Source organism: Streptomyces sp. NPDC048288 (assembly GCF_043201555.1).
GTDB lineage: Bacteria > Actinomycetota > Actinomycetes > Streptomycetales > Streptomycetaceae > Streptomyces.
In genome coordinates this window covers 299,791-324,982 of sequence record NZ_JBICZD010000001.1, presented here as the reverse complement: position 1 = coordinate 324,982, position 25,192 = coordinate 299,791, and the positions used below count along the sequence as shown (strand labels likewise).

24 protein-coding genes are annotated in these 25,192 nt (G+C 71.4%); 12 read left to right on the top strand and 12 right to left on the bottom strand.

The features are described 5' to 3' along the window. The first annotated feature begins 126 nt into the window (after positions 1–126). Positions 127–2,238 (top strand): sulfatase-like hydrolase/transferase, encoded by a 2,112-nt coding sequence (locus ACGFZS_RS01410; protein ID WP_393793394.1) that lies wholly within the window; start codon positions 127–129, stop codon positions 2,236–2,238. A gap of 117 nt (positions 2,239–2,355) precedes the next feature. On the opposite strand, the gene dusB is transcribed toward ACGFZS_RS01410, so the two are convergent. Further along, a complete protein-coding gene (gene dusB, locus ACGFZS_RS01405; protein WP_393793393.1) occupies positions 2,356–3,498 on the bottom strand; it encodes a tRNA dihydrouridine synthase DusB in 1,143 nt (380 codons plus the stop codon). Between the two features lie 122 nt (positions 3,499–3,620). On the opposite strand from dusB, the gene ACGFZS_RS01400 reads away from it, so the two are divergent. Next, positions 3,621–5,072: an MFS transporter gene (locus tag ACGFZS_RS01400; RefSeq protein ID WP_393656549.1), complete on the top strand. Its 1,452-nt coding sequence runs from the start codon at positions 3,621–3,623 to the stop codon at positions 5,070–5,072. Between the two features lie 25 nt (positions 5,073–5,097). Here the strand turns inward: ACGFZS_RS01400 and ACGFZS_RS01395 are convergent, their stop codons facing one another. Then, entirely contained in the window at positions 5,098–5,442 is a 345-nt protein-coding gene (locus ACGFZS_RS01395) for an SCO4225 family membrane protein (protein WP_355710719.1), read from the bottom strand. 83 nt (positions 5,443–5,525) lie between these two features. Further along, positions 5,526–6,467: a helix-turn-helix transcriptional regulator gene (locus ACGFZS_RS01390; protein WP_393793392.1), complete on the bottom strand. Its 942-nt coding sequence runs from the start codon at positions 6,465–6,467 to the stop codon at positions 5,526–5,528. Positions 6,468–6,568: 101 nt separating this feature from the next. Between ACGFZS_RS01390 and ACGFZS_RS01385 the strand changes: the two genes are divergently transcribed. After that, the gene (locus ACGFZS_RS01385) at positions 6,569–7,996 is read left to right on the top strand and encodes an MFS transporter (protein WP_393793391.1); all 1,428 of its coding nucleotides are present in this window, start codon (positions 6,569–6,571) and stop codon (positions 7,994–7,996) included. Between the two features lie 100 nt (positions 7,997–8,096). Here ACGFZS_RS01385 and ACGFZS_RS01380 read toward each other — a convergent pair whose 3' ends face one another. Then, positions 8,097–10,361, bottom strand: a complete 2,265-nt coding sequence (locus ACGFZS_RS01380; RefSeq protein WP_393793390.1) for a SpoIIE family protein phosphatase — start codon at positions 10,359–10,361, stop codon at positions 8,097–8,099. Between the two features lie 276 nt (positions 10,362–10,637). Between ACGFZS_RS01380 and ACGFZS_RS01375 the strand changes: the two genes are divergently transcribed. The 3 genes from ACGFZS_RS01375 (at position 10,638) to ACGFZS_RS01365 (ending at position 12,681) form a co-directional block, all read left to right on the top strand. Next, positions 10,638–10,856 carry a hypothetical protein gene (locus ACGFZS_RS01375; protein WP_365682805.1) on the top strand — a complete coding sequence of 73 codons (219 nt, stop codon included), beginning with the start codon at positions 10,638–10,640 and terminating at the stop codon, positions 10,854–10,856. 55 nt (positions 10,857–10,911) lie between these two features. Continuing rightward, on the top strand, positions 10,912–12,060 hold the full coding sequence (locus ACGFZS_RS01370) for a serine hydrolase domain-containing protein (protein ID WP_393793389.1): 1,149 nt from the start codon (positions 10,912–10,914) through the stop codon (positions 12,058–12,060). A 201-nt stretch (positions 12,061–12,261) separates the two neighbouring features. Next, positions 12,262–12,681, top strand: coding sequence for a hypothetical protein (locus ACGFZS_RS01365; RefSeq protein ID WP_393793388.1), 420 nt, complete (start codon positions 12,262–12,264; stop codon positions 12,679–12,681). Here the strand turns inward: ACGFZS_RS01365 and ACGFZS_RS01360 are convergent. Together ACGFZS_RS01360 and ACGFZS_RS01355 are read right to left on the bottom strand one after the other, a co-directional pair. Further along, positions 12,668–13,276, bottom strand: a complete 609-nt coding sequence (locus ACGFZS_RS01360; RefSeq protein WP_393793387.1) for a TetR family transcriptional regulator — start codon at positions 13,274–13,276, stop codon at positions 12,668–12,670. The genes ACGFZS_RS01365 and ACGFZS_RS01360 overlap by 14 nt on opposite strands. 26 nt (positions 13,277–13,302) lie before the next feature. Further along, positions 13,303–14,325 (bottom strand): aldo/keto reductase, encoded by a 1,023-nt coding sequence (locus ACGFZS_RS01355; protein ID WP_393793386.1) that lies wholly within the window; start codon positions 14,323–14,325, stop codon positions 13,303–13,305. 185 nt (positions 14,326–14,510) lie between these two features. Here ACGFZS_RS01355 and ACGFZS_RS01350 point away from each other — a divergent pair, with 185 nt between their 5' ends. Both ACGFZS_RS01350 and ACGFZS_RS01345 read left to right on the top strand, forming a co-directional pair. Further along, positions 14,511–15,563: a chitinase gene (locus ACGFZS_RS01350; protein ID WP_393793385.1), complete on the top strand. Its 1,053-nt coding sequence runs from the start codon at positions 14,511–14,513 to the stop codon at positions 15,561–15,563. Positions 15,564–15,748: 185 nt separating this feature from the next. Continuing rightward, a complete protein-coding gene (locus ACGFZS_RS01345) occupies positions 15,749–16,855 on the top strand; it encodes an endonuclease/exonuclease/phosphatase family protein (protein WP_393793384.1) in 1,107 nt (368 codons plus the stop codon). A 65-nt stretch (positions 16,856–16,920) separates the two neighbouring features. Here ACGFZS_RS01345 and ACGFZS_RS01340 read toward each other — a convergent pair whose 3' ends face one another. Beyond that, the gene (locus ACGFZS_RS01340; protein ID WP_393793383.1) at positions 16,921–18,303 is read right to left on the bottom strand and encodes a glycine--tRNA ligase; all 1,383 of its coding nucleotides are present in this window, start codon (positions 18,301–18,303) and stop codon (positions 16,921–16,923) included. Positions 18,304–18,466: 163 nt separating this feature from the next. Here ACGFZS_RS01340 and ACGFZS_RS01335 point away from each other — a divergent pair, with 163 nt between their 5' ends. The 4 genes from ACGFZS_RS01335 (at position 18,467) to ACGFZS_RS01320 (ending at position 21,591) form a co-directional block, all read left to right on the top strand. Beyond that, positions 18,467–19,423 carry a metal ABC transporter substrate-binding protein gene (locus tag ACGFZS_RS01335; RefSeq protein WP_393793382.1) on the top strand — a complete coding sequence of 319 codons (957 nt, stop codon included), beginning with the start codon at positions 18,467–18,469 and terminating at the stop codon, positions 19,421–19,423. A gap of 29 nt (positions 19,424–19,452) precedes the next feature. Continuing rightward, positions 19,453–20,217: a metal ABC transporter ATP-binding protein gene (locus tag ACGFZS_RS01330; protein WP_393793381.1), complete on the top strand. Its 765-nt coding sequence runs from the start codon at positions 19,453–19,455 to the stop codon at positions 20,215–20,217. Then, the gene (locus ACGFZS_RS01325) at positions 20,217–21,119 is read left to right on the top strand and encodes a metal ABC transporter permease (RefSeq protein ID WP_365682788.1); all 903 of its coding nucleotides are present in this window, start codon (positions 20,217–20,219) and stop codon (positions 21,117–21,119) included. The genes ACGFZS_RS01330 and ACGFZS_RS01325 overlap by 1 nt, the downstream gene beginning before the upstream one ends. Before the next feature lie 61 nt (positions 21,120–21,180). Next, on the top strand, positions 21,181–21,591 hold the full coding sequence (locus ACGFZS_RS01320) for a Fur family transcriptional regulator (RefSeq protein WP_393532813.1): 411 nt from the start codon (positions 21,181–21,183) through the stop codon (positions 21,589–21,591). A gap of 66 nt (positions 21,592–21,657) precedes the next feature. On the opposite strand, the gene ACGFZS_RS01315 is transcribed toward ACGFZS_RS01320, so the two are convergent. From ACGFZS_RS01315 to ACGFZS_RS01295, 5 genes are all read right to left on the bottom strand, one after another. Beyond that, entirely contained in the window at positions 21,658–23,010 is a 1,353-nt protein-coding gene (locus ACGFZS_RS01315; RefSeq protein ID WP_393793380.1) for a histidine-type phosphatase, read from the bottom strand. Between the two features lie 84 nt (positions 23,011–23,094). Then, complete coding sequence (locus ACGFZS_RS01310) at positions 23,095–23,934, bottom strand: isoprenyl transferase (protein WP_393793379.1); 840 nt, start codon at positions 23,932–23,934, stop codon at positions 23,095–23,097. A gap of 17 nt (positions 23,935–23,951) precedes the next feature. Further along, the gene (gene recO, locus ACGFZS_RS01305; RefSeq protein WP_359218229.1) at positions 23,952–24,701 is read right to left on the bottom strand and encodes a DNA repair protein RecO; all 750 of its coding nucleotides are present in this window, start codon (positions 24,699–24,701) and stop codon (positions 23,952–23,954) included. After that, positions 24,698–24,847, bottom strand: coding sequence for a hypothetical protein (locus ACGFZS_RS01300; RefSeq protein WP_393793378.1), 150 nt, complete (start codon positions 24,845–24,847; stop codon positions 24,698–24,700). Before ACGFZS_RS01300 ends, recO begins: the two co-directional genes overlap by 4 nt. 49 nt (positions 24,848–24,896) lie before the next feature. Further along, positions 24,897–25,121 carry a hypothetical protein gene (locus ACGFZS_RS01295; RefSeq protein ID WP_355710796.1) on the bottom strand — a complete coding sequence of 75 codons (225 nt, stop codon included), beginning with the start codon at positions 25,119–25,121 and terminating at the stop codon, positions 24,897–24,899. Positions 25,122–25,192 lie beyond the last annotated feature (71 nt).

The window sequence follows — 25,192 nt, the reverse complement described above, 5'->3', positions numbered from 1 at the left end:
GCCGCCTCCGTTCTACGGGTCTCGCACGGAAGGACCTCCGGGTTGTCTCAGCACACGAGCATTCGCCAGCCATCGGACACACCGTCCGGGCCGTCCGAGCGCGAAGCCCCGCCGGAGGAGTCCGAGGTGCTGAGGTCCGAGCGGGAAGCGGCTTCCGGTGCGGCCGGAAGTCCTGCGGCCGGGGACGAGTCGAGCGACGCCGCGTCCGAGGCCGAGGCCACTCCTGAGGCCGAACCCGAGTCCATAGCCACCGGCGAGGCCGACGCCGCTTCCGAGGCCGAAGCCGAAGCCGCCTCCGAGGCGGACCCCGAGACCCAGGCCGAGGCCGACTCCGGATCCGAGGCCGAAGCCGAAGCCACCTCCGAGACGGACCCCGAGACCCAGGCCGGGACGGATGCTGAGGCCCAGGCCGGGAGCGGCCCCGGGGCCGTCGCTGAAGTCGGGGCGGAACCCGAGGCCGCAGACGCCCCCGCCGCCACCGGAAGCTCCGGCGAACCGGCCCCCGCCCCCGACACCCCCCGCCCCCGTCGCCGGGGTTGGGCCGCCTGGAGTGGGCGGGTTCGGGAGCGGCGGGAGGGGTGGGGGGAGGCGCATCCCGGGGCTGCCACGGCGCTGTCGGTCGGTGTCAACGTGCTCTGCGCGGCGCTCGTGATCGGGGCGCTGGTGATGCCGAACACCGTGGTCGCGCTGGGGCCCGCGAAGTTCGTGCGGCTGCCGTCCGAGGGGATCATCGCGGCGGCCGTCGCGCTGGCGCTGCCCCGGCGGCCCCGGATCGTGCTGGCCGCGGTGTTCGGTGTGGTGCTGGGCGCGCTGACCCTGGTCAACGCGCTCGACATGGGGTTCAAGCAGTACCTGGGCCGGAGCTTCAACGCCATCCTGGACTGGAGCCTGCTCGCCGACGCGGAGTCGTATCTGGAGGACACGCTGGGCCGGACGGCCACCCTCGCCGTCGCCGTCGGTGCCGTCGTCCTCGTACTGGTGGTGTTCGTGCTGCTCGCCCTCGCCACGGTCCGGCTGAGCAATCTGCTCGCCCGGCATCCGGGGCGGGCCACCCGCGGCACGCTGATCGCCGGTGTCGTCTGGATCACCTGCTCCTCCTTCGGCGTCCAGCTCGCCGGCGGTGTGCCGCTCGCCGCCGACAGCACCGCGACCACGCTGGAGATCAAGGCCCGGCAGGTGAAGGACACCCTGCACGACGAGGCCGAGTTCCGGAAGGTCGCCAAGGTGGACGCCTTCGGGAACACCCCGCCCGACCAGCTGCTGACCAGCCTGCGCGGCAAGGACGTGGTCTTCACGTTCATCGAGAGCTACGGCCGCAGCGCCATCGAGGACCCGATCGAGGCACCCGGCGTCGACAGCACCCTCGCCGTGCGGACCGCGGCGCTCGCGAAGGCCGGCTTCCATGCGAAGAGCGGCTGGCTGACGTCGGCGACGTACGGCGGCAGCAGCTGGCTCGGCCACTCCACGACCATGTCGGGGCTGTGGGTCAGCAACCAGCAGCGCTACCGCACCGTGATGGCGAGCGACCACCTCTCCATCACCAAGGCGTTCCAGAAGACCGGTGACTTCGACACCGTCGGCGTGATGCCGGGTATCCAGAAGGGCTGGCCGGAGCAGAGCTACTACGGCCTCGACAAGGTCTACAACGCCTTCCAGCTCGGCTACAAGGGACCGAAGTTCAGCTGGTCCACGATGCCCGACCAGTACGCGCTGCAGCAGTTCCAGGACCGGGTGCACAGCAAGAAGCCGGCCGACGGCAAGTCCCGGATGTCGTTCGTGATCCTGACCTCCAGCCACCAGCCGTGGGCGCCGATCCCGAAGATGGTGCCGTGGGACCAGCTGGGCGACGGCTCGATCTTCGACGCCATCCAGAAGGCCGGCAACAAGGCGTCCGACGTCATCGCCGACACCACCAAGTCCCGCCAGGAGTACGGCAAGTCGGTCCAGTACTCGGTGACCGCGCTCACCGAGTGGCTGGAGCGCTACGGCAACGACGACACGGTGCTCGTCTTCCTCGGCGACCACCAGCCGATCGCCCGGGTCAGCGGCAACCACGCCAGCCGGGACGTGCCGATCTCGATCGTCGCCAAGGACCCGAAGGTCCTTGACGCGATCGACTCCTGGAACTGGACCGACGGGCTGCGCCCGGCACACGACGCGCCGGTGTGGAAGATGAGCGCCTTCCGCGACAAGTTCCTGACGGCGTACGGGTCGACTCCGCACCCGAAGACGAACTAGGGCTCCACCGGAAGTGCCGCGATCAGCCCGGCTGCGGCGCCGTCGTGGCTGGTCGCGCAGTTCCTCCCCCAGCCTTCGGCCGGGGGGACCCCCAGCGCCCCTTGCGGGGCGGGGCGTTCAGCCGCCGGAAGTGTCCAGTTCGGCCTCGTCGGTGATGCCCGCGCAGTCGTAGGGGTCCTTCAGCCAGCCGTCCGGCAGGACCACGCGGTTGTTGCCGGAGGTGCGGCCGCGGGGGCCGTCGGCGCCGGTGGGCCAGGGCTGGTCGAGGTCGAGTTCGTCGAGGCCGGCGCGGAGTTCGGCCAGGGACGAGGTGATGGCGAGGCGCCCCCGCATCTCGCTGCCGACCGCGAAGCCCTTCAGGTACCAGGCGACGTGCTTGCGGAAGTCGACGACGCCCTTGGACTCGTCGCCGATCCACTCGCCGAGCAGGGTGGCGTGCCGGACCATGATGTCGGCGACCTCGCGGAGGGCCGGCTTCAGGACGTCCTCGGGGCGGCCCTCGAAGGCGGCGACCAGGTCGGCGAAGAGCCAGGGCCGGCCGAGGCAGCCGCGGCCCACGACCACGCCGTCGCAGCCGGTCTCGCGGACCATGCGGAGCGCGTCCTCGGCCGACCAGATGTCGCCGTTGCCGAGGACGGGGATCTCCGGGACGTGTTCCTTGAGGCGGGCGATGGCCTCCCAGTCGGCGGTGCCGCCGTAGTGCTGGGCGGCGGTGCGGCCGTGCAGGGCGATCGCCGTGACGCCCTCCTCGACGGCGATCCGGCCGGCGTCGAGGTAGGTGATGTGGTCGTCGTCGATGCCCTTGCGCATCTTCATGGTGACGGGCAGGTCGCCGGCGCCGGCGACCGCCTCGCGGAGGATCGCGCGGAGCAGGTTGCGCTTGTAGGGGAGGGCGGAGCCGCCGCCCTTCCGCGTCACCTTGGGGACCGGGCAGCCGAAGTTCAGGTCGATGTGGTCGGCCAGGTCCTCGTCCGCGATCATGCGGACGGCCTTGCCGACGGTGGCCGGGTCGACGCCGTACAGCTGGATCGAGCGCGGCTTCTCGCTGGCGTCGAAGTGGACCAGCTGCATGGTCTTCTCGTTGCGTTCGACCAGCGCCCGGGTCGTGATCATCTCGCTGACGAACAGCCCCTTGCCGCCGCTGAACTCCCGGCACAGGGTCCGGAAGGGCGCGTTGGTGATCCCCGCCATGGGGGCGAGGACGACCGGCGGCAGGACCGTGTGCGGGCCGATCTGGAGGGGCGACTCGGGCGTGGGCATTGCCCCATTGTCGCGCATGCGCGGGGTGCGCCGGCTCGGGGCGCACAATGATCATGTATCGGTCATTAGTTAGCGGCACTATTAGTTAGACACACTATCGAAGCGGGCGTACGATGAGTGACATGCCCGAGCTCAGCCCCCGCCGCCGGATGCTCGTCCTCGCGATCTGCTGCATGAGTCTGCTGATCGTGAGCCTCGACACCACGGCGCTCAATGTCGGCCTGCCGTCCATGCAGCGCGAGCTGCACGCCTCGACGGCGGGCCTGCAGTGGACCATCGACGCCTACACCCTGGTGCTGGCCTCGCTGCTGATGCTCGCGGGCTCGACGGGCGACCGGGTCGGCCGCAAGAAGGTCTTCATGACCGGGCTGGTCGTCTTCTCGATCGGCTCGCTGCTGTGCTCCCTCGCGCCGAACCTGGAATCGCTGATCGCGTTCCGGATGGTGCAGGCGGTGGGCGGCTCGATGCTCAACCCCGTCGCCATGTCGATCATCACCAACACCTTCACCGAGCCGCGCGAGCGGGCCCGGGCGATCGGGGTGTGGGGTGCGGTGGTCGGCATATCCATGGCCGCCGGCCCGCTGGTCGGCGGCCTGCTGGTGGAGTCGGTCGGCTGGCGCGCGATCTTCTGGGTCAACATCCCGGTGGGCCTGGCGGCGGTCCTGCTGACGCTGCGCTTCGTGCCGGAGTCCCGGGCGCCGAAGGCCCGCCGGCCCGACCCGGTCGGCCAGGTGCTGGTCATCGCCCTGTTCGGCTCGCTGACGTACGCGATCATCGAGGCGCCGACCGCCGGGGCGGCCACCGTGCTGCCGTTCGCCGCGGTGGCCCTCGTCGCCCTGGCCGGACTGCTCTGGTACGAGCCCCGGCGCGACGAACCCCTCATCGACCTGCGCTTCTTCCGCTCGGCGCCGTTCAGCGGGGCCACCGTGATCGCGATCAGCGCGTTCGCGTCCCTGGGCGGCTTCCTCTTCCTGTCGACGCTCTACCTGCAGAACGTGCGCGGCCTGGACGCCCTGCACGCGGGCCTGTGGATGCTGCCGATGGCGGTCCCGATGTTCCTGTGCGCCCCGCTCGCCGGCCGCCTGGTCGCGAGCCGGGGTCCGCGGCTGCCGCTGGTGGTGGCCGGAGTGGCGATGACCGCGAGCGCCGTGCTGTTCGCGGCCTTCGAGGCGGAGACCTCCGACACCACCCTCTTCCTCGGCTATGTCGTGTTCGGCATCGGCTTCGGCTTCGTGAACGCCCCGATCACCAACACGGCGGTCTCCGGCATGCCGAGGTCCCAGGCGGGCGTCGCGGCCGCGGTCGCCTCCACCAGCAGGCAGCTGGGCCAGACCCTGGGCGTGGCGGTCATCGGCGCGGTGCTGGCCTCGGGCATCACCGGGTCGGCGTACCGCACGACCTTCGTGACCGCCGCCCGTCCCGGCTGGTGGATCCTCGCGGGCTGCGGGCTCGCCGTCCTCACCCTCGGCGCCCTGACGAACGGCCGCTGGGCCCGCACCACGGCCGACCGCGCGGCCCAGCGCCTGGAGTCGGCGGAGATCCGCCAGGTGGTGGGCGCCGGAGAGCCGGTCTAGGGCCTCGCGGCCGGGGCGACCCCCGTCAGCAGGACCTGATCATGCGCTGGTGACGGGTCCGCACCGCCCGGCGCAGCGCGCCCAGGGCCAGGGACTGCAGCAGGGCCGACACGACGATCATGGTGATGAAGAACCAGTTCGGCATGATCGCCGGGTCCCAGACCGTACGGCCCAGCGCCGCGACGGGCAGGAACGTGGGGAAGGTGACCAGCGGCGGCCAGAGCCAGGCGAAGTCGGGGTCCGGGTCCTGGACGAACAGGGAGTCGACGGTCGCCTTGGCGATGACGACGGCGACCAGGGTGAGATAGGCCGCCGACAGACGGTTGCCGACTGTCAGCCGTATCAGTGTGCGGACAAGACCTGGTCCCATCGGTCGCCCCCTGCGGTCGTGGTGTTCCGTCCCCTCCCCGCATGGTGGTTCGAACGGCCGTGCCCTGTCCTGAGTATCCGTACTCAACCGCGCCCGGCGGCCACCATCGCGTACAGCTGGTCCAGCCGCTGCCTCGACTCCTCGTCCGTCGGCACGTACGTGACCATCCGCGCCCCGGCCTCGGGGGTCAGCCACAGGTCCGTGTGGTCCAGGTTGAGGAGACCGACGTACGGGTTGAGGAACTGCTTGGTCCTGGTGCGGACGCCCACCACCTCGTACCGCTCCCAGTTGGCGCGGAACTCCGGGGACTCCGCCGTCAGCCGCTTGACCAGCATCTTCCAGGCCGGCTCGCCGAGATGGCCGGCCATGGAGGCGCGGAGCTTCGCGGCCATCAGACGGCGGGTCTCCTCCAGGTGCACAATGGAGCGCTGCCACTCCGGGTGGGTGTACACGAGGACCATGCAGTTGCGGTCCTCGGGCGGGACCGCGTCGAGGTCGCACAGCAGCCGGGCGTAGGTGCGGTTGTAGGCGAGGATGTCGTAGCGGCTGTTCTGCACACAGGCCGGGATCGGTTCCAGGGCCCGGAGCATCTCCTGCAGCGCCGGGGTGACGCCCGTGCAGCTCGCGGCCGGGGTCGGGTCGATGGCACCGGACAGCTGGAAGAGGTGGGCGCGTTCGCTGCCGTCGAGCATCAGGGTGCGGGCGAGGGCGTCCAGGACCTGGACGGAGACCTGGATGTCCCGGGCCTGTTCGAGCCAGGTGTACCAGGTGACCCCGACCGCGGAGAGCTGGGCGACCTCCTCGCGGCGCAGCCCCGGGGTGCGGCGGCGGGTGCCGCGCACCAGGCCCACCTGCTCCGGGGTGATCCGCTCCCGGCGGCTGCGCAGGAAGGCCGCCAGCTCGCTGCGGCGGATGCAGGCGTTGCGGGCCGCCGGTGCCGCCGCGGGAGCCGTGGCAGCCGTGGCAGCCGTGGGAGCCGTGGGAGCCGCCGCCGGGACCGCCGTCTCATGGGCCGAGGTCGTCATGGTTCCAGCCTGCCGCCTCGCGGATCCTGTTGCCAGGTACTTCTTCTACCAGGATGAACAGACTCTGGTACCAGGCTGAGCGGCACAGCAGGCTCGGTGTCATGACCGAAACCGTCACCCCTGCGACCGTACGGTCCCCGTCCGCGCCACCGGCGCTCGGCGGGCCCGGGCTCTTCACCGTCCTGCTGGCCGCGGCCCTGCCCCTCATCGACTTCTTCATCGTCAACATCGCCCTGCCCACCATCGGGACGGACCTGCACGCGGGCGAGGCCGTCCTGGAACTCGTCGTCGCCGGGTACGGCGTCGCCTACGCCGTGCTGCTGGTCCTCGGCGGCCGGCTCGGCGACCTGTTCGGGCGCCGCCGGCTCTTCCTCGGCGGCATGGCCGCCTTCGGACTGACCTCGCTGGCCTGCGGACTGGCGCCCGGCGCCTGGTCGCTGGTGGCCGCCCGGGTCGCCCAGGGCGCCTCGGCCGCCGCGATGCTCCCGCAGGTCCTCGCCACCATCCAGGCCGCCACCAGCGGCGGCCGCCGCGCGAAGGCCATGAGCCTGTACGGCGCCACCGCCGGCCTCTCCATGGTGGCCGGGCAGATACTCGGCGGGGTGCTGGTCGCCGCCGACATCGCGGGCACCGGCTGGCGCTCCGTGTTCCTCGTCAACGTGCCGGTCGTGCTCGTCGGGCTGCTGCTCGGCGCCCGGTTCGTGCCCGAGACGAGGTCGCAGCGGCCCGAACCCGTCGACGGGCCCGGCACCGTCCTGCTCGCCCTCTCCCTGCTCACCCTGCTCGCCCCGCTCACCGAGGGCCGGGCCGCGGGCTGGCCGCTGTGGACCTGGCTGTCGCTGGCCGCGTTCCCGGGCGTGGCCGTCGCCTTCTACGCCGTGGAGCGCCGCGCCGACCGGGCCGGGCGCACCCCGCTGGTCCCGCCGAGCCTGTTCGCACTCACCTCGCTGCGCCGGGGCCTGGCCTTGATGCTGCCGTTCTCCGTCGGCTTCAGCGGGTTCATGTTCGTGATCGCCGTGGCCCTGCAGAGCGGGGAGCACATGGACCCGGTCCCGGCCGGGCTGGCGCTCGCGCCGATGGCCGTCGTCTTCCTGTTCGTCTCGCTCGCCGGACCGCGGCTGATCGCCCGGTACGGCAGCCGGGTGGTGTCCGCCGGGTCGGTGCTCCAGGCGGTCGGCCTGGTCCTGGTCGTCCTCGCCGCCCGGCGGGACTGGCCGCACCTGGACTTCACCGCGCTGCTCCCCGGGGTCGCGATCGCGGGCGCCGGCCAGGCCCTCCAACTCCCGAACGTGCTGCGGCTGGTGATGTCGGAGGTACCGCCCGCGCGGGCCGGCGTCGGCAGCGGCGTCATGGTCACCACCCAGCAGTCCGCCCTCGCCCTCGGCGTCGCCACCCTGGGCACCCTGTTCCTCTCCCTGGTCCCCCACCAGGGCATGCGGGACGCCCTCGTCACCACCCTCCTGGTCCAACTGGGCCTGGTGGTACTGACCGGCCTCCTCAGCCTCCGCCTGCCCCGCACGGTCGGCTGAACCAGCACCAGCGCCCCAAAGGGGCGCGGGGAACTGCGCGACCAGCCACGACGGCGCCGCAGCCGAACAACAACCCGTCGTCCCGGCGCCACCAGCGGAGCTACCCGCCCAGCTCGAACCAGACGATCTTGCCGGTGCCCAGCCGGGTCGTGCCCCAGCGCCGCGCCAGCCGGTTCACCAGATAGAGACCGCGCCCGTGCTCCTCGTCGGGCGACGCCCGCCGCAGCCGGGGCAGTTGCGGCACGTCGTCGCCGACCTCGCAGCGCAGCACGTCCGTGCGCAGCAGCCGCAGGCTGATCGGGCGGGAGGCGTGCCGTACGGCGTTGGTGACGATCTCGCTGACCAGCAGCTCCGCAGTGTCGGTGAGGTCCTCCAGGCCCCAGCCGGCCAGGGCCTGCCGGGTGAACCGGCGGGCCCGGCCGGGCGCGGTGTCCTCCGGGTCCAGCGTCCAGTACGCCACATCGCTGGGCGCGATCCCGTCGAAGCGGGCGGCGAGCAGCGCGATGTCGTCGTCCCGGTCGCCCGGGCCGAGCATGTCGAGGACCTCGTCGCAGAGCGCTTCGAGCGGCGGCGGCCGGTCGGGGCCGGTCAGCTGGGCGGTGACGGCGAGCTTCTCGCGCAGCTGCTCGATGCCGGTCCACACGTCGCGCAGCCGGGACTCCACCAGGCCGTCGGTGTAGAGCAGCAGGGTCGCCCCGGCGGGCGCCTCCAGCTCCACCGCCTCGAAGTCGATGCCGCCGACGCCGATCGGGGCGCCCGGCGGCACCGAGAGGACCTCCGTCTTGCCGCCCGGGTGCAGCAGGATGGGCGGCGGATGACCGGCGTTGGCGACGGTGATGCGGTGCGAGACCGGGTCGTAGACGACGTACAGACAGGTCGCCATGCGGTCGGTGCCGAGTCGCTGGGCCTGTTCGTCGAGGTGGTGCAGGACCTCCTGCGGGGGCAGGTCGAGGCCCGCCAGGGTCACCGCGGTGGTGCGCAGCTGGCCCATGACGGCGGCCGAGGTCATGGAGTGCCCCATGACGTCGCCGACGACGAGGGCGACCCGGCTGCCGGGCAGCGGGATGGCGTCGTACCAGTCGCCGCCGACCCGGGCGGTCTCGGCGGCCGGGAGGTAGCGGAACGCCAGCCGGGCGCCGGTGGGCCGGGGCAGGGCCTGCGGCAGCATCGCGCGCTGCAGCCGGTCGGCGATGAAGGCCTCGCGGCTGTACAGCACGGCCTTGTCGACGCCGAGCGCGGTGTGGGTGGCCAGCTGGGCGGCGACCAGCAGGTCGGCGGGCTCGAACGCGGGGCGCTCCGGGCGGCGCAGGAAGACCACGGCGCCGGTGACCCGGCGGCGGCCGCGCAGCGGGGCGAGGATGGCGTGCGAACCGGCCCAGCCGTTCAACGCGCTGTCCTCGCCGACGAGTTCGCCGAGCGCGGCGCGGGTCGCCCGGTCGTCGGCGAACACCGGCCGGACCCCGCGCAGCACCTCGGCGAGCGCACCGCCGGGCACCACCTCGCTCCAGTCGCCCGCGTCCAGGTCGTCCTGCTCGTCGTCGACCGTCTCGGCCGGCCAGACCAGGCCCTCGGCGCCGGGGCCCTTCATCCGGTCGGTGCGGCGCAGCCGCAGCACGGCGGGCCCGGTGGGGCGTTCGTCACCGACCGGCAGCGGGTCGCGGAGGTAGACGAGGGCCGCGTCGGAGTACGTCGGTACGGCGGCCCGGCACAGGCCGAGGACGATCTCGTCGGTGTCGAAGCCGCGGGCGATCCGCCGGGTTGCGGCGCCGACGTACCGCAGCCGGTCCTCGTCCGGGGCCTTCGGCACGGCGGAGGCGACGGGATCCGCGGCGGTGTCCTCGCTCACGCCGAGCGCGGCCTGCGCGCACAGTGCGTCGGCGAGGGCGATGTCGTCCGCCACGAAGTCCTCCCGGTCCGGTCGCCGCAGGAACACCGCGAGGCCCACGACCGCGTCGGTCGCGCGCAGCGGCGCGAGCAGCACCCGGTCCCCCTGCGGCAGCCGGGGACCCTTCCCCAGCAGCTCACGGAGTGCCTTGTCGACGTCGACGTCGACGTCGTCCTCCGCGCCCCTGCCCCGCGTTCTGCCGCAGCGCAGGAACCCGGCCAGCACGCCGTCGGACGGCACCTGTGCCGTGGCCGGGGGAATCCCGCCCATGACACCGCCGAGTTCGGCCGGTGTCCCGTCCAGCAGCAGGGTCAGCGGCGCACCCCGGTCGGCCCGGCGGTCCGCGAGGTAGACGAACGCGCCGTCCGCGAGGTCCGGTACTGTCGACAGGCAGAGTTCCCTGACGACCTGGGCCGCGCCCTCGGCGCGCGCGATCCGGCGGCCGGAGACGGCCAGGAAACGTTGAGGATCCGGCAGCATCGCCTCTCCGTGCCGGTGGCCGCTTCACAAGGTCGCTCTCATCTTGAGCCAGGGTCAATTTTCTGTCCAGGGTTTCCGCCGGTACACCAAGTCCGGTTCCCGGTCCGACGGTTGGGTCGCGAAGGTCCAAATGCCTGCACAGCGGCCGCGATCGGACCCCCGGACACGGCTTGGCCAACTCGGTGTGAAGAAATCCCCGTTGATGTTGGTCTTGCTGCACACTCCTCCCGTCGACACGTGCCGAACGGCAGAACGGGCACATACTCCGGAGGCGTTATGTCACAGATCGACTCGAGCAAGGTGAGCCGGTGGGACCAGCACGGGCGGGAGCACACGGTTCGGGTGCAGCGCACCGGCATCCAGCGGACGATCAGGTGTGACACCTGCGGCTGGAAGCAGAGCGCGCAGTTCCTGCCGTGGCTGAAGGCGGAGGAGCACCTGGCCGAGGAGCACCAGGCCACCGTGGACCCCGCCGGGGCGCAGCCCTCGCGATGACTTTCCGCCGGGGCGGGAGTCGTACAGACGACCGCATCCGAGGGAAGGACGACCGATGACCGTGACCGCGCTCCGGGCGACCCTGCGCCGCCATGTCGAGGAGGGGACCGTTCCGGGGGCCGTCGGGCTCGTCGCCCGTGGTGCGGACGTCGAGGTGGTGGCCGTCGGCGACGTGGATGCCGAGGGGTCGGCGCCGATGGCCCGGGACTCGGTGTTCCGGATCGCGTCGATCACCAAGCCGATCACCGCGGCGGCGGTGCTGATGCTGGTGGACGAGGGCCGGATCGGGCTCGGCGACCCGGTCGAGAAGTGGCTGCCGGAGCTCGCGGAGCCGATGGTGGTGCGGACGCCCACGGGCCCCGTCGAGGACGTCGTGCCCGCGGACCGCCCGGTCACCGTCGAGGACCTGCTCAGCTTCCGGGCCGGCTGGGGCCTGGCCGCCGACTTCTCCCTGCCCGCCGTGCGGGCCCTGATCGCGGTGCAGCGGCACCACATCCCGTTCCGGGACTGGCCGGACCCGGACACCTGGCTGGGTCTGCTCGCCCGGGTGCCGATGCTGCACCAGCCGGGCGAGGCCTGGCTGTACGGCACCTCGTCCGCCCTCCAGGGCATCCTGGTCGCGCGGGCGTCGGGCCGTACGTTCCCCGACTTCCTCGCGGAACGGGTCTTCGAGCCGCTGGGCATGCGGGACACGGCGTTCGAGGTGCCGGCGTCGAAGCGGCACCGCTTCACCTCGTCCTACCACCCGGCCGAGGACGGCACCCTGCGGCTGTCGGACACCCCGGACGGGGGCTGGAGCGGGCCGCCGCGCTTCCCCTCGGGCGGCGGGGGCCTGGTCTCCACGGCCGACGACTGGCTGGCGTTCGCCCGGCTGCTCCTGAACGCCGGGGCCGCCCCGGACGGCCGCCGGCTGCTGACCCCCACCTCGGTCAGCCGGATGACCACCAACCACCTCACGGCGGCCCAGCGCGACGACGCCGCCCTCTTCCTGGAGGGCCAGGGCTGGGGGTACGGCGGCCAGGTCGACGTGACCCCGGCCGACCCCTGGAACGTCCCGGGCCGGTACGGCTGGGTCGGCGGCACCGGCACCACCGCGCATCTGGTCCCCGCCACCGGCACGGTCACGGTCCTGATGACCCAGGCGGCGATGACCGGCCCGACGCCCACCCCGCTGATGCGGGACTTCTGGCGGGTCACGGCCTAGCCCGCCCCGCTACGCCGTTCGGGTGACACGGGACAGGGCGAATCGCGAGGTCAGCGCATATGTCGCGACCTGCGGACTTTACGGATTCAAAGGGCGGTCCGCGCTCCTCGCGGAACCGCCCGGACGGCCGTTCGGGTCGCCGCCCGGCGCGACCCGGCCAAGCCTGGATGAGTCCTCGTCCCCTTCGACAGGAGCTCTGCCATGCACCGCACCCACCGCCACCCGGCGTCCCGCGCCCTCGCCGCCGGTGCCCTCTCGCTGGCCCTGCTGTCGGCCGGCAGCGCCGGCGCCTTCGCCACGGAGGCCAAGCCGAAGCCGAGCCCGTCCCCGTCCGCGTCCGCCATGGCCTCGATCACCATCAAGCCGAGCACGACCTCGGTCAACGCCGGTGGCTCGGTGACCTTCACCGGCCGCACCCAGGGGCTGAAGGTCGGCTGGCCGCTGGTGCTCCAGCACCAGAAGGCCGGCAAGTGGGTCCCGCTCAAGGCGACCACGAAGACCAAGAACGGCAGCTCCTACTCGCTGACCGCCAAGCTCAACACCGTGGGCAACGAGCACCTGCGGGTCTCGGCGGTCGGCAAGAAGGTCTACTCCCCGGCCGTGACGGTCAACGTGACCTGAGACCGCGCACCAGCAGTTCCACCAGCGAGGCGAAGTCCGCCTCGGCCTCCGGCCGCTCCCACTCCCGCGCGTAGCCCGGGTCGTGGAAGCGGCCGGTCGCGTGGAAGACGGCACGGGCCGCGGCGGCGGGGTCGGCGACGGTGAACGCGCCCGTGCCGACCCCGTCCCGGACGATCTCGGTGAGCTGTCCGGTCAGGTCGGCGATGTGGCCGCCCACCGCGGGGCCGTTCTCGTCGACCAGCACCATGTAGGTGGCGAACAGCTCCGGGTCGGCGCCCGCCTTGCGGCGCTTCGCCTCGAACAGGGCCCGCAGCCAGTCGCGCAGCCGGGTCTCGGGGTCCCGGTCCTCGGCGACGATGCCGGACAGCGCGGCCGAGGTGCGGTCCAGCCACCGCTTGGTCACCGCCTCGCGCAGCGCCGCCTTGGTCCGGAAGTGCCGGTAGACACTGCCGTGGCTGACGCCGAGCGCGCGGGCCACGTCCACCACGGTGGCCTTCGCCGGGCCGTGCCGGCGCAGCACTTCCTCGGTCGCCTCCAGGATGCGCTCGGCGGTCAGGACCGGGGTCGGGGTCGGGGTCGGGGACGTCGCTGCCATGGCCTAGACGGTACCCGGCAGCGCGATCAGCGTTCGCTGTCGAGCATGGCCATCTGCGCGGGGGCGTACCGCTCGCCGGCCGCCGCGTCCGCCGGTACGGCGGCCTCGATGGCGGCGAGGTCGGCCGCGTCCAGGGTCACGTCCAGGGCGCCCAGCGCCTCGCCGAGCCGCTCGCGGGTGCGGGCGCCGACCAACGGCACGATGTCTGTGTTGTGCCGCGGGCCCTGGGACAGCACCCAGGCGATGGCGATCTGGGCCACGGAGACGCCCTTCTGCTCGGCGATCTTGCGCAGGGACTCGACCAGCGTGAGGTTGTGCTGGAGATTGTCGCCCTGGAACCGGGGCGAGTGGGCGCGGAAGTCGTTCGCGGCGAACCCCTGGCCGGGCGTGACATGGCCGGAGATCAGCCCGCGGGACAGCACACCGTACGCGGTGACGGCGATGCCCAGTTCGCGAAGGGTGGGCAGGATCTCCCGCTCGGGGCCGCGGGAGATGAGCGCGTACTCGATCTGGAGGTCGGCGATCGGGGCGGTGGCGGCGGCCCGGCGGATGGTGTCGGCGCCGACCTCGCTCAGGCCGATGTGGCGGACGTATCCCTGCTCGACGAGTTCCGCGATGGCACCGACGGTCTCCTCGATCGGCACGTTCGGGTCGAGGCGGGCGGGGCGGTAGACGTCGATGTGGTCGACGCCGAGGCGCTGGAGGGAGTAGGCGGCCCAGGTCTTCACGGCGGCCGGGCGGGCGTCGTAGCCGTGCCATGCGCCGTCCGGGCCGCGTTGGGCGCCGAACTTCACGCTGATCAGCGCGTTCTCACGGAGGGCGGCCGGGGCGGTACGCAGGGCCTCGGCGATCAGCAGTTCGTTGTGGCCCATGCCGTAGAAGTCGCCGGTGTCGAGCAGGGTCACGCCGGCTTCCAGCGCGGCATGGATGGTGGCGACGGACTCGGCGCGGTCCGCCTCGCCGTACATCCCGGACATGCCCATGCAGCCGAGGCCGAGGGCGGAGACCTGGGGGCCGGTGGATCCGAGGGAATGGGTGTGCATCGTCATGGCTCCACCCTGGCATGACAGCTGACAGATTTCAATATCTGTCATTCCATAGTCGTCACGCCCGGTCGTCACACCCAGTCGTCACACCCTTCACGGAATGGTCCAGACCTATTGACGGGAGGTCTGGACCACGAGCACTGTCATGCCTACGACACCTCACCGCACCCCCACCGGGAGGACCGCTCATGCTCCGCCGTACGCTGCGCCTGCTCGCCGCCGGTCTCACGACGGCCGTACTGGCCCCGCTCGCGATCGCCACCGCGCCCACCGCCTCGGCCGCCGACACCTGCGCGGTCAAGTCCCGTCCCGCCGGCAAGGTCCTGCAGGGCTACTGGGAGAACTGGGACGGCTCGGCCAACGGCGTCCATCCGCCCTTCGGCTGGACCCCGATCACCGACTCCCGGATCGCCGCCCACGGCTACAACGTGATCAACGCGGCCTTCCCGGTCATCCGCTCCGACGGCACCGCGCTGTGGGAGGACGGCATGGACGCGGGCGTGAAGGTGGCGACGCCCGCCGAGATGTGCGCGGCGAAGGCGGCCGGCCAGACGATCCTGCTGTCGATCGGCGGCGCGACGGCCGGCATCGACCTCGGCTCGGCCACCGTGGCGGACCGGTTCGTCGCGACGATCGTGCCGATCCTGCAGAAGTACAACTTCGACGGCATCGACATCGACATCGAGACCGGCCTGGTGGGCAGCGGGTCCATCACCCAGCTCTCCGCCTCCCAGGCCAACCTGGTCCGCATCATCGACGGGATCCTGGCCCGGATGCCGTCCGGCTTCGGCCTCACGATGGCACCGGAGACGGCGTACGTCACCGGGGGAAGCATCACCTACGGCTCGATCTGGGGCGCCTACCTGCCGATCGTCAAGAAGTACGCCGACAACGGCCGACTGTGGTGGCTCAACATGCAGTACTACAACGGCAGCATGTACGGCTGCTCGGGCGACTCCTACGCGGCGGGCACGGTCGCCGGTTTCACCGCGCAGACCGACTGCCTCAACAAGGGCCTGGTCGTGCAGGGTACGACGATCAAGGTGCCGTACGACAAGCAGGTCCCGGGCCTGCCCGCCCAGTCCGGCGCGGGCGGCGGCTACCTGTCACCGTCCCTGGTCTCCCAGGCCTGGAACCACTACGGCACCTCCCTCAAGGGCCTGATGACCTGGTCGGTCAACTGGGACGGCTCGAAGAACTGGACCTTCGGCGACAACGTGAAGGCGCTGCAGCGCCGTTGAGCCCGGGCGGCCGGCCCCGGACCGCCGGGGCGGGGTACGCGGGACCAGCAAGGGGGGACCGTCCCCGCCCTCCGTTCGACAGACCCCGCCCCGGCTCCGAGAATGGAGATGTCGGCGAGCAGTCTCCCCGGCGGCGCCTGCCGCCGGCCGGCCGTGCGCACTCCGCGCCGCCCGAGGGGACCGCCATGACGCTCCGCATCGCCACGTTCAACGCCGAGAACCTGTTCCGCCGGGCCACGGTCTTCGACCTGGCGGACGCGGCTCTGCGCAAGCAAGTCCTCGACGAGTTCGCCGAGTTGGTCTCCCTTCTCGACCACCCCGTCTACTCCGACGGGGACAAGCACCGGATCGCCGAGCTGATCGAGAAGTACAAGGCCTACGACCTGGACCCGGAGAACCCGCCGCCGATCTACGTCAACCAGACCCGGGGCGGCACCGCCCAGCTCTTCAGGAAGAGCGGGCCCGACGCCGACCCGGTCATCACCGTCACCGCCAAGGGCCGCCCGCACTGGGCCGGTTGGGCCGAGCTGGTGCAGGACGACGTCGACCTGGACGTCGTGAAGAACACCGGCCGGGTGGTCACCGAGATCAACGCCGACGTGCTGCTGATGGTCGAGGTGGAGGACCGGCTCTCGCTGGACCGCTTCAACACCCAGATCCTGGGCGGGCTGCTGCACAAGCGCCCCTACCCGTTCAACCTGCTGATCGACGGCAACGACAGCCGCGGCATCGACGTCGGGATCCTCAGCCGGCTGCCGATCAGGTCGGTACGGTCGCACATCGCCGACAAGGACGCGCACGGGCAGCCGGTGTTCAGCCGGGACTGCCCGGAGTACGAGATCGATCTCGACGGGTCCCCGCTGTGGATCCTCGGCAACCACTTCAAGAGCAAGCGCGGCGGCGGACTCGCCCGGCGCAAGGCCCAGGCGGAGCGGGTCACGGAGATCTACGAGGCCGCGCTGGAGCGTTCCCCGCACGTCCTGGTCGCCGGCGACCTCAACGACTCCCCCGACAGCGAGCCGGTGCGGCTGCTGCTGGACACCGGGCTGCGGGACGTGATGAGCCACCCCGGCTACGCGGGCGACCCCGGCACGTACGGCACCGGGCACACGCTCAGCCAGAAGATCGACTATCTGCTGCTGTCGCCGGAGCTGTGGGGGCTGGTGCGGCACGTGGACGTGGAGCGGCGCGGGGTGTGGGCGCCGAGGACGTTCAAGTCGTTCGACACGGTGACGTCGAAGGCGAACGAGGCGTCCGACCACGGGGCGCTCTTCGCCGACCTGGACCTGTGAACAAGGGCCGGTGAACACGGCGGTGCCGGGTCCCCGGCGGGGACCCGGCACCGGTACCGCAGGCTTCAGCTGCCGATCAGACGGCCCGCGAGGTAGCCCTCGATCTGGTCGAGCGACACCCGCTCCTGCTTCATCGAGTCACGCTCGCGCACCGTGACGGCGTTGTCCTCGAGCGTGTCGAAGTCGACGGTGACGCAGTACGGCGTGCCGATCTCGTCCTGACGGCGGTAGCGGCGGCCGATGGCGCCGGCGTCGTCGAACTCGATGTTCCAGTTCTGCCGCAGCGCCTGGGCGAGGCCCTTGGCCTTCGGGGACAGCTCGGGGTTGCGGGACAGCGGCAGGACCGCGACCTTCACCGGGGCGAGGCGGTGGTCCAGGCGGAGCACCGTGCGCTTCTCCAGCTTGCCCTTGGCGTTCGGCGCCTCGTCCTCGACGTAGGCGTCGAGCAGGAACGCCAGCATCGCGCGGCCGACACCGGCCGCCGGCTCGATGACGTACGGCGTCCAGCGCTCCCCGGCCTCCTGGTCGAAGTAGGAGAGGTCCTGGCCGGAGGCCTTCGAGTGCGCACCGAGGTCGTAGTCGGTGCGGTTGGCGACGCCCTCCAGCTCGCCCCACTCGTTGCCGCCGAACTGGAAGCGGTACTCGATGTCGGCGGTGCGCTTGGAGTAGTGGGAGAGCTTCTCCTTCGGGTGGTCGTACCACCGCATGTTCTCTTCACGCAGGCCCAGGCCGGTGTACCAGTTCCAGCGCTGCTCCATCCAGTACTCCTGCCACTTCTCGTCCTCGCCCGGCTTGACGAAGAACTCCATCTCCATCTGCTCGAACTCGCGGGTGCGGAAGATGAAGTTGCCGGGCGTGATCTCGTTGCGGAAGGACTTGCCCATCTGCGCGATGCCGAACGGCGGCTTGCGGCGCGAGGTGGTCTGCACCTGGGCGAAGTTGGTGAAGATGCCCTGGGCGGTCTCCGGGCGCAGGTAGGCGACGGAGCCGCTGTCCTGGGTGGGGCCGAGGTGGGTGGAGAGCAGACCCGAGAACTGCTTGGGCTCGGTGAACTGGCCCTTGTTGCCGCAGTTCGGGCAGTTCACGTCCGCGAGGCCGTTCTCCGGGAGGCGGTTGTGCTTGGCCTCGTAGGCCTCCTCCAGGTGGTCCGCGCGGAACCGCTTGTGGCAGGCGGTGCACTCGGTCAGCGGGTCCGTGAAAGTGGCGACGTGACCGGAGGCCACCCAGACCTCGGGGGCCAGGATGACGGACGAGTCGATGCCGACCACGTCCTCGCGCGACGTCACCATGTAGCGCCACCACTGGCGCTTCAGGTTCTCCTTGAGCTCGACACCCAGCGGCCCGTAGTCCCAGGCGGCCTTCTGGCCTCCGTAGATCTCACTGCACGGGAATACGAAGCCACGGCGCTTGCTCAGGCTGACGATGGTGTCGATCTTGTCGGCGGCCACGGTGCTCTCTTCATTACGACGACGGGCGACGAAGCGAGAATGCTTCAGAGCGAATGCTTCAGCGTACCGGCGGGGCCTCCCCCTCAACCAAATCGGATCCCCTTACCGGCCTCTCACCGAGGCTTGTTGACAACGGTTTCCATGTTTGTTGAAAATGACTCTCATGAACGTACGACGAGGCCTGATACCCGCGGCCGCCGCGACCACCGTCACCGCACTCGGCATAGCCACCCTCACGGCCTGCGGCGGCGACGCCACGGCGGCCCAGACCGGCAAGTTCGACGTCGTCGCGTCGTTCTACCCGATGGCCTTCCTCGCCGATCGGATCGGCGGCAGCCACGTCCACGTCACCAGTCTCACCTCGCCCGGCCAGGAACCGCACGACCTGGAGATCAGCCCCAAGCAGATCGTCCAGGTCGAGAAGTCCGACGCGGTCCTCTACCTGAAGAACCTCCAGCCCTCCGTCGACGACGCGGTCGCCCAGTCGTCGGTGCGGACGAAGATCGACGCGGCCTCCCTGACCACGCTGGAGAAGCACGGCAACGAGGTCGGCGGCCACGCGGCCTCCCACGACACCTCCGAGAACAAGGAGCTGTCCGGCCTCGACCCGCACATCTGGCTGGACCCGGTGCGCTACGCCCAGGTCGCCGAGGGCGTCGGCAAGGCCTTCGAGAAGGCCGACCCGGACCACGCGGCCGACTACAAGAAGAACACCGCGGCCCTGGTGAAGCAGCTGGACGCCCTGAACACCCAGTTCAAGACCGGCCTCGCGGACACGAAGACCAAGGTCTTCATCACCACCCACGCGGCCTTCGGCTACCTCGCCGAGCGCTACGGCCTGACCGAGGAGGCCATCAACGGCCTCGACCCCGAGTCGGAGCCGAGCGCGGCCCGCGTCAAGGACCTGGAGACCATGGCCAAGGCCGACGGCGTCACCACCGTGTTCTACGAGACGCTCGTCAGCGACAAGACCGCCAAGACCATCGCCGCCGACGCCGGCCTCAAGACGGACGTCCTCGACCCCATCGAGGGCATCACCGCCAAGTCCCGCGGCAAGGACTACTTCACGGTCCAGGAGGCCAACCTCAAGGCGCTCCGGCAGGCGCTGGGCGCCAAGTGACACGCGACGTGACAGGAGGAGACGACGAGATGAGCGGCGAGCCCGTCATATCCCTGCGCGGCGTCACCGCCGAGCTGGGCTCGCGCCCCGTCCTGCGCGGCATCGACCTCACCGTGCGCCGCGGTGAGGTCGTCGCGCTGCTCGGCGCGAACGGCTCCGGCAAGTCGACCGCGATCCGCACGGTCATCGGCCAGGTGCCGGTGAGCGGCGGCGAGATATCCCTGTTCGGCACCCCGCGCCGTACCTTCCGCGACTGGTCCCGGATCGGCTACGTCCCGCAGCGCACCACCGCCGCGGGCGGCGTCCCCGCCACGGTCACCGAGGTCGTCTCCGCCGGCCGGCTCTCCCGCACCCGCTTCGGCCTCTTCCGCAAGGCCGACCACGCGGCCGTACGGCACGCCCTCGGCCTGGTCGGCATGGCGGACCGGGCCAAGGACAACGTCGAGGCGCTCTCCGGCGGCCAGCACCAGCGGGTGCTGATCGCCCGCGCGCTGGTCGCCGAACCCGAACTGCTGATCATGGACGAGCCGATGGCGGGCGTCGACCTGGCCAGCCAGGAGATCCTCGCCGAGACCCTGCGCGAGCAGGTCGCCCAGGCCACCACCGTCCTCCTCGTCCTGCACGAACTGGGCCCGCTGGAACCCCTGATCGACCGCGCGGTCGTGCTCCGCGACGGCTGCGTCCTGCACGACGGCCCGCCCCCGCGGGCGGTCGGCCAGCACGCCCTGCCCGGCCACGACCACGTCCACCCCCACGACGAGCACACACCACTGCGCACGGGACTGCTGAGCTGATGGACTTCCTGAACTACGCCTTCATGCAGCGGGCCCTGCTCGCCGCCGTCCTGGTCGGCATCACCGCCCCCGCCGTCGGCATCTACCTGGTCCAGCGCCGCCAGGCCCTGATGGGCGACGGCATCGGCCATGTCGCCATGACCGGCGTCGGCCTCGGCTTCCTGCTCTCGGCGTCCCCCGTCTGGATGGCCACGGCGGTCTCCGTCCTCGGCGCGATCGCGATGGAACTGATCCGCTGGTACGGCCGCACCCGCGGCGACATCGCCCTCGCGATGCTCTTCTACGGCGGCATGGCCGGCGGCGTGATGCTGATCAACCTCGCGCCGGGCGGTTCCAACGCCAACCTGATGTCGTACCTCTTCGGCTCGCTGTCGACGGTGTCGGAGTCCGACGTCACCGCGATCTGCCTGCTGGCCGCCTTCGTCCTGCTGGTCACCCTCGGCCTGCGCCGGCAGCTGTTCGCGGTCAGCCAGGACGAGGAGTTCGCGCGGGTGACCGGCCTGCCGGTACGGGCCCTGAACCTCCTGACGGCGATCACCGCCGCGGTCACCGTGACGGTGGCCATGCGCGTGGTGGGCCTGCTCCTGGTCTCCGCGCTCATGGTCGTCCCGGTCGCCGCCGCCCAGCAGCTGAGCCGCAGCTTCGCCGCCACCTTCGCGATCGCCGTCGCTATCGGTGTGACGGTGACGATCGGGGGCACGATCACGTCGTACTACCAGTACGTCCCGCCGGGCGCGACGATCGTGCTGCTGACCATCGCCGCGTTCATCGCGCTGAGCGTGCTGGCCACCCCGCTGGCCCGCCGACGCGCCCGCGCGGCCGCCGCCCGGCGCCCTGCGGGAGATCCGGCGGAGTGCGCGATTCCGGCCGGCCGGGGGGCCGCCGACGAGGTCGGCGTCTGAACGCGCTCAGCCCGGGCTGGCACAATGGCCCGGCAGAGGCGAAGAGGCGAGGAGGCAACCGGTGACGACCGCTGGACAGCCCGTGAAGGGCCGCTCGACCCGTCAGCGGGCAGCCGTGGCGGCGGCCCTGGACGAGGTCGAGGAGTTCCGCAGCGCGCAGGAACTGCACGACATGCTCAAGCACAAGGGCGACTCGGTGGGCCTCACCACGGTGTACCGCACGCTCCAGTCCCTCGCCGACGCCGGCGAGGTGGACGTCCTGCGCACCTCCGAAGGCGAGTCGGTGTACCGGCGGTGCTCCACGGGGGAGCACCACCATCACCTGGTCTGCAGAGTCTGCGGCAAGGCCGTCGAGGTCGAGGGCCCCGCCGTCGAGAAGTGGGCGGAGGCCATCGCGGCCGAGCACGGGTACGTCAATGTGGCCCACACGGTGGAGATCTTCGGCACGTGTGCGGAGTGCGCCGCGGGGTAAGCCGATTGTCGTCCGCGGGCCGGTGGGGGTTGCTCGCGCAGTTCCCCGCGCCCCTTACGGGGCGCTTCAGTCCCGGCCGAAGCAGCGCTCCAGTTCGTTCAGGTTGTAGAACTTGGAGCCCTTCTTGATCGGGGTGCAGCCCGCCTTGAAGGCGATCTCCTTCTCGTTGTAGAGCATGCGTACCAGGTAGTCGTCGCCCTTTTTGAAGACGTCCCACTGGATGTTGGAGGCGAGGGAGGCGACGTCGGCGCCGCGCCAGGGGTTGTTGGCGTAGGTGTAGTCGGTGCCCGGGGTGGCGGGCTGCTCGCTGCCGGGGAGCCGCATGAGGGCGGCCAGCGGGATGATCTCCTCGGCGTGGGTGAACCGGAGTTCGGCGCCGAGGGTGCTGGTGCCGTCGCGCTTGGCCTCGACCTGCTTGAAGAGGTCGTCGAGGAGAGGCTGGGCCATCTTGTAGGTGATGTCGCTGTCCGAGAAGCTCGGGCCCTTCTCGTAGAAGTCCTCGGCGTCGCCGAGGTAGCCGAACCAGGCCGCGTCGCGCGGGGCGAGGTAGCGGTCGAAGTCCCAGCCCTTGCCGTCGGGGCTCTCCTCGCTCATGGCGGGCGCGATGGCGTAGAGGTTGTAGACGGCGGTGGCGGCGGTGATGTCGTCGGCGGTGGCGGCGAACTCGCCGTTCACGACGCGCCGCACGAACGCCGGCTTGAAGATCCTGCCCAGGACCCGGGCGGCGGCGCGGTGCGAGGCCGGCTGGTCGGTGATCGACTCGAGGGTCGTGGCGAGACGCTCGTCGCTCGCCAGCCACTTCTGGTAGTCGGCGCCGCCGGACGACTTGTGGAAGTAGAGCAGGTTCTTGTCGACGCGGGCGGTGCCGAGGGAGGCCTTCAGCGCGGGGTCGGCGTCGGTGAGGGCGGTGGAGAAGACCGTACCGCTGTCGACCGCGCGGCCCTGGCCGGAGCTGACGACGTCGATCTTCTCGCCGTTCGCGGCGATCGAGGAGAAGAGGGACGGCAGGCGCTTCTCCAGGCGGACGGCGGTGGCGCGCAGCTCGTCCTTGCCGCGCCCGCTGAGGTTGCCGTAGCCGACGGCGCTCATGGCCGCTTCGAGGGCCTGCACGTCCGGGCCGAACTTCTCGCCGAGCCGGGTGAGCTGGCCGTCGGTCTTCGCCTGGTTCCACAGGGCGAGGATCGTGTCGCCGTCCTCGCCGTCGCTGGCGGAGCGGGAGCCGTGCCGGGAGACGTTCTCGGTGAAGACGGCGGTGTAACCGGCGGGCGGCTGCTGGTAGGTCCGCGGGTTCTGTCCGGGGGCGTAGACGGCCTTGGTGCCGTAGCTGTCGCGGTGGGTGAGCCCGGTGTCCGTGGCGTGCGCGGGCAGCGCGGTCAGGAGCAGGGCGCCGAGGGAGAGAACAGGGATGACGCGCTTCATGAGGACCGTTCCAGAGGCGGGGGACCGGGGGGTGGCCGTGGATCTTCCGCATCCTCGACGGCCCTCATGAACGGTGGATGGCGGTCAGTTGCCCTCCTGGTTGCCCTCCATGGCCAGTAGCTCCTCGTTGGGGATGGCACCGCCGAACCGCCGGTCCCGGGAGGCGAATTCGACGCACGCCCGCCACAGGTCACGGCGGTCGAAGTCGGGCCAGAGCACGTCCTGGAAGACCATCTCGGCGTAGGCGCTCTGCCAGATCAGGTAGTTGGAGGTGCGCTGCTCGCCGCTGGGCCGCAGGAACATGTCCACGTCCGGCATGTCGCCGTAGTACATGTGCTTCTGCAGGGTCTTCTCGCTGATCTTCGACGGGTCGAGGCGGCCCGCCTTGACCTCTTCGGCGATCGCCTGCACCGCGTCGGTGATCTCGGCCCGGCCGCCGTAGTTCATGCAGAAGTACAGGGTGAGCAGGTCGTTGTCCTTGGTCTGCTCCTGGGCGACCTGCAGCTCCTTGGCGACCGACTTCCACAGCCGGGGCATCCGGCCCGCCCAGCGCACCCGGACGCCGAGTCCGTCGAGCTGGTCGCGGGACTTGCGGATGAAATCGCGGTTGAAGTTCATCAGGAAGCGGACCTCTTCGGGCGAGCGCTTCCAGTTCTCGGTGGAGAAGGCGTACAGCGAGATGTTGCGGACGCCGATCTCGATCGCGCCCTGCAGCACGTCCAGCACCTGCTCGGCGCCGACCTTGTGGCCCTCGGTGCGGGGCAGCCCGCGCTCCTTCGCCCAGCGGCCGTTGCCGTCCATGACGATGGCCACATGGCCCGGGACCAGCTCGCCCGGGAGCTTCGGCGGGCGGGCGCCGGACGGGTGCGGCTCCGGCGCCTGGTACTCGCGGCGCTGACGCCCCAGGATCCCGCGTACGACCATGTGCTTCTCGTCTCCCTCTAGCTCTTCTCTACATACCTGAGCGAGCGCAGCCCGCGCTCCAGATGCCAGTGCAGATAGGCGGACACCAGCCCGCTGCCCTCCCGCACGTATCGCGCCTCGGCCGTGTCCGCGGTCTCCCAGTCTCCCGTAAGCAGCGCGCCGAGGAGTACCAGGGTCTGCGGCGAGGGTACGACGCTGCCGGGCACCCGGCAGTCGACGCAGACGGTGCCACCGGAGCCGACCGAGAAGAAGCGGTTCGGGCCGGGCATGCCGCACTTGGCGCAGGCGTCGAAGCTGGGCGCGTAGCCGTTGACGGCGAGGGAGCGCAGGAGGAAGGCGTCGAGGACGAGGTGCGGGGCGTGCTCGCCCCGGGCGAGCGTCCTGAGCGCGCCCACCAGCAGCAGGTACTGCTGCACGGCCGGCTCGCCCTCGTGGTCGGTGAACCGCTCGGCGGTCTCCAGCATGGCCGTCCCGGCGGTGTACCGGGCGTAGTCGGCGACGATCCCGCCGCCGTACGGCGCGATGGTCTCGCTCTGCGTGCACAGCGGCAGCCCGCGCCCGATCAGCTCACTGCCCCGCGCGAAGAACTGCACGTCGACATGGGAGAACGGCTCCAGCCGCGCCCCGAACTTCGACTTCGTCCGCCGCACCCCCCGCGCCACGGCCCGCACCCGCCCGTGTCCCCGCGTGAGCAGGGTGATGATCCGGTCCGCCTCACCGAGCTTCTGGGTGCGCAGGACAATGCCGTCGTCCCGGAAGAGACTCATGGCGCACCGACCCTTGGCTGGGGGCGCGGCCCGCGGCGCAGCCGCAGTCGGATGCCGTGTTCCCCGCATGGCTGCAGCATGATCCGGTCCGCCTCACCCCGCTTCTGGGTGCGCAGCACGATGCCGTCGTCGCGGAACAGGCTCATGGGCCCATTCTGCCCTGCCGCGGCGGGGGGCCGTTCCGGAACGGAACCTTCAAGGGACCTCGCCGCGGCTGCGGGCGTTGGCGTGGGCGGTGGCCGCGCTGAGCCGTTCGGCCTGGGTGGCGACGCGGACGGCGTCCGGGTGGGCGTCCCACTCCCGTCCTCCCCCGTACGGCCGCAGCTGCACGTAGGGGCCTTCGTGCCCCATGACGATGCCCAGCCGCCCGTTGCGGGTGTCGACGGCACAGGAGCCGATGGGGAGGTTCTTCGCGTTCACCTCACCTGGCTCCCCCGCCCCTGGGAATTTCACGCTTCGCATCACCGGGGTGGCGCTGCGTGCCTAGACTC

What these genes read in the sequence shown, in the direction of transcription:
- dusB (WP_393793393.1), bottom strand. Translation starts at nt 3,498, where the DNA reads ATGCCCACGCCCGAGTCGCCCCTCCAGATCGGCCCGCACACGGTCCTG.
- ACGFZS_RS01400 (WP_393656549.1), top strand. Translation starts at nt 3,621, where the DNA reads ATGCCCGAGCTCAGCCCCCGCCGCCGGATGCTCGTCCTCGCGATCTGC.
- ACGFZS_RS01395 (WP_355710719.1), bottom strand. Translation starts at nt 5,442, where the DNA reads ATGGGACCAGGTCTTGTCCGCACACTGATACGGCTGACAGTCGGCAAC.
- ACGFZS_RS01390 (WP_393793392.1), bottom strand. Translation starts at nt 6,467, where the DNA reads ATGACGACCTCGGCCCATGAGACGGCGGTCCCGGCGGCGGCTCCCACG.
- ACGFZS_RS01385 (WP_393793391.1), top strand. Translation starts at nt 6,569, where the DNA reads ATGACCGAAACCGTCACCCCTGCGACCGTACGGTCCCCGTCCGCGCCA.
- ACGFZS_RS01380 (WP_393793390.1), bottom strand. Translation starts at nt 10,361, where the DNA reads ATGCTGCCGGATCCTCAACGTTTCCTGGCCGTCTCCGGCCGCCGGATC.
- ACGFZS_RS01375 (WP_365682805.1), top strand. Translation starts at nt 10,638, where the DNA reads ATGTCACAGATCGACTCGAGCAAGGTGAGCCGGTGGGACCAGCACGGG.
- ACGFZS_RS01370 (WP_393793389.1), top strand. Translation starts at nt 10,912, where the DNA reads ATGACCGTGACCGCGCTCCGGGCGACCCTGCGCCGCCATGTCGAGGAG.
- ACGFZS_RS01365 (WP_393793388.1), top strand. Translation starts at nt 12,262, where the DNA reads ATGCACCGCACCCACCGCCACCCGGCGTCCCGCGCCCTCGCCGCCGGT.
- ACGFZS_RS01360 (WP_393793387.1), bottom strand. Translation starts at nt 13,276, where the DNA reads ATGGCAGCGACGTCCCCGACCCCGACCCCGACCCCGGTCCTGACCGCC.
- ACGFZS_RS01355 (WP_393793386.1), bottom strand. Translation starts at nt 14,325, where the DNA reads ATGACGATGCACACCCATTCCCTCGGATCCACCGGCCCCCAGGTCTCC.
- ACGFZS_RS01350 (WP_393793385.1), top strand. Translation starts at nt 14,511, where the DNA reads ATGCTCCGCCGTACGCTGCGCCTGCTCGCCGCCGGTCTCACGACGGCC.
- ACGFZS_RS01345 (WP_393793384.1), top strand. Translation starts at nt 15,749, where the DNA reads ATGACGCTCCGCATCGCCACGTTCAACGCCGAGAACCTGTTCCGCCGG.
- ACGFZS_RS01335 (WP_393793382.1), top strand. Translation starts at nt 18,467, where the DNA reads ATGAACGTACGACGAGGCCTGATACCCGCGGCCGCCGCGACCACCGTC.
- ACGFZS_RS01330 (WP_393793381.1), top strand. Translation starts at nt 19,453, where the DNA reads ATGAGCGGCGAGCCCGTCATATCCCTGCGCGGCGTCACCGCCGAGCTG.
- ACGFZS_RS01325 (WP_365682788.1), top strand. Translation starts at nt 20,217, where the DNA reads ATGGACTTCCTGAACTACGCCTTCATGCAGCGGGCCCTGCTCGCCGCC.
- ACGFZS_RS01315 (WP_393793380.1), bottom strand. Translation starts at nt 23,010, where the DNA reads ATGAAGCGCGTCATCCCTGTTCTCTCCCTCGGCGCCCTGCTCCTGACC.
- ACGFZS_RS01310 (WP_393793379.1), bottom strand. Translation starts at nt 23,934, where the DNA reads ATGGTCGTACGCGGGATCCTGGGGCGTCAGCGCCGCGAGTACCAGGCG.
- recO (WP_359218229.1), bottom strand. Translation starts at nt 24,701, where the DNA reads ATGAGTCTCTTCCGGGACGACGGCATTGTCCTGCGCACCCAGAAGCTC.
- ACGFZS_RS01300 (WP_393793378.1), bottom strand. Translation starts at nt 24,847, where the DNA reads ATGAGCCTGTTCCGCGACGACGGCATCGTGCTGCGCACCCAGAAGCGG.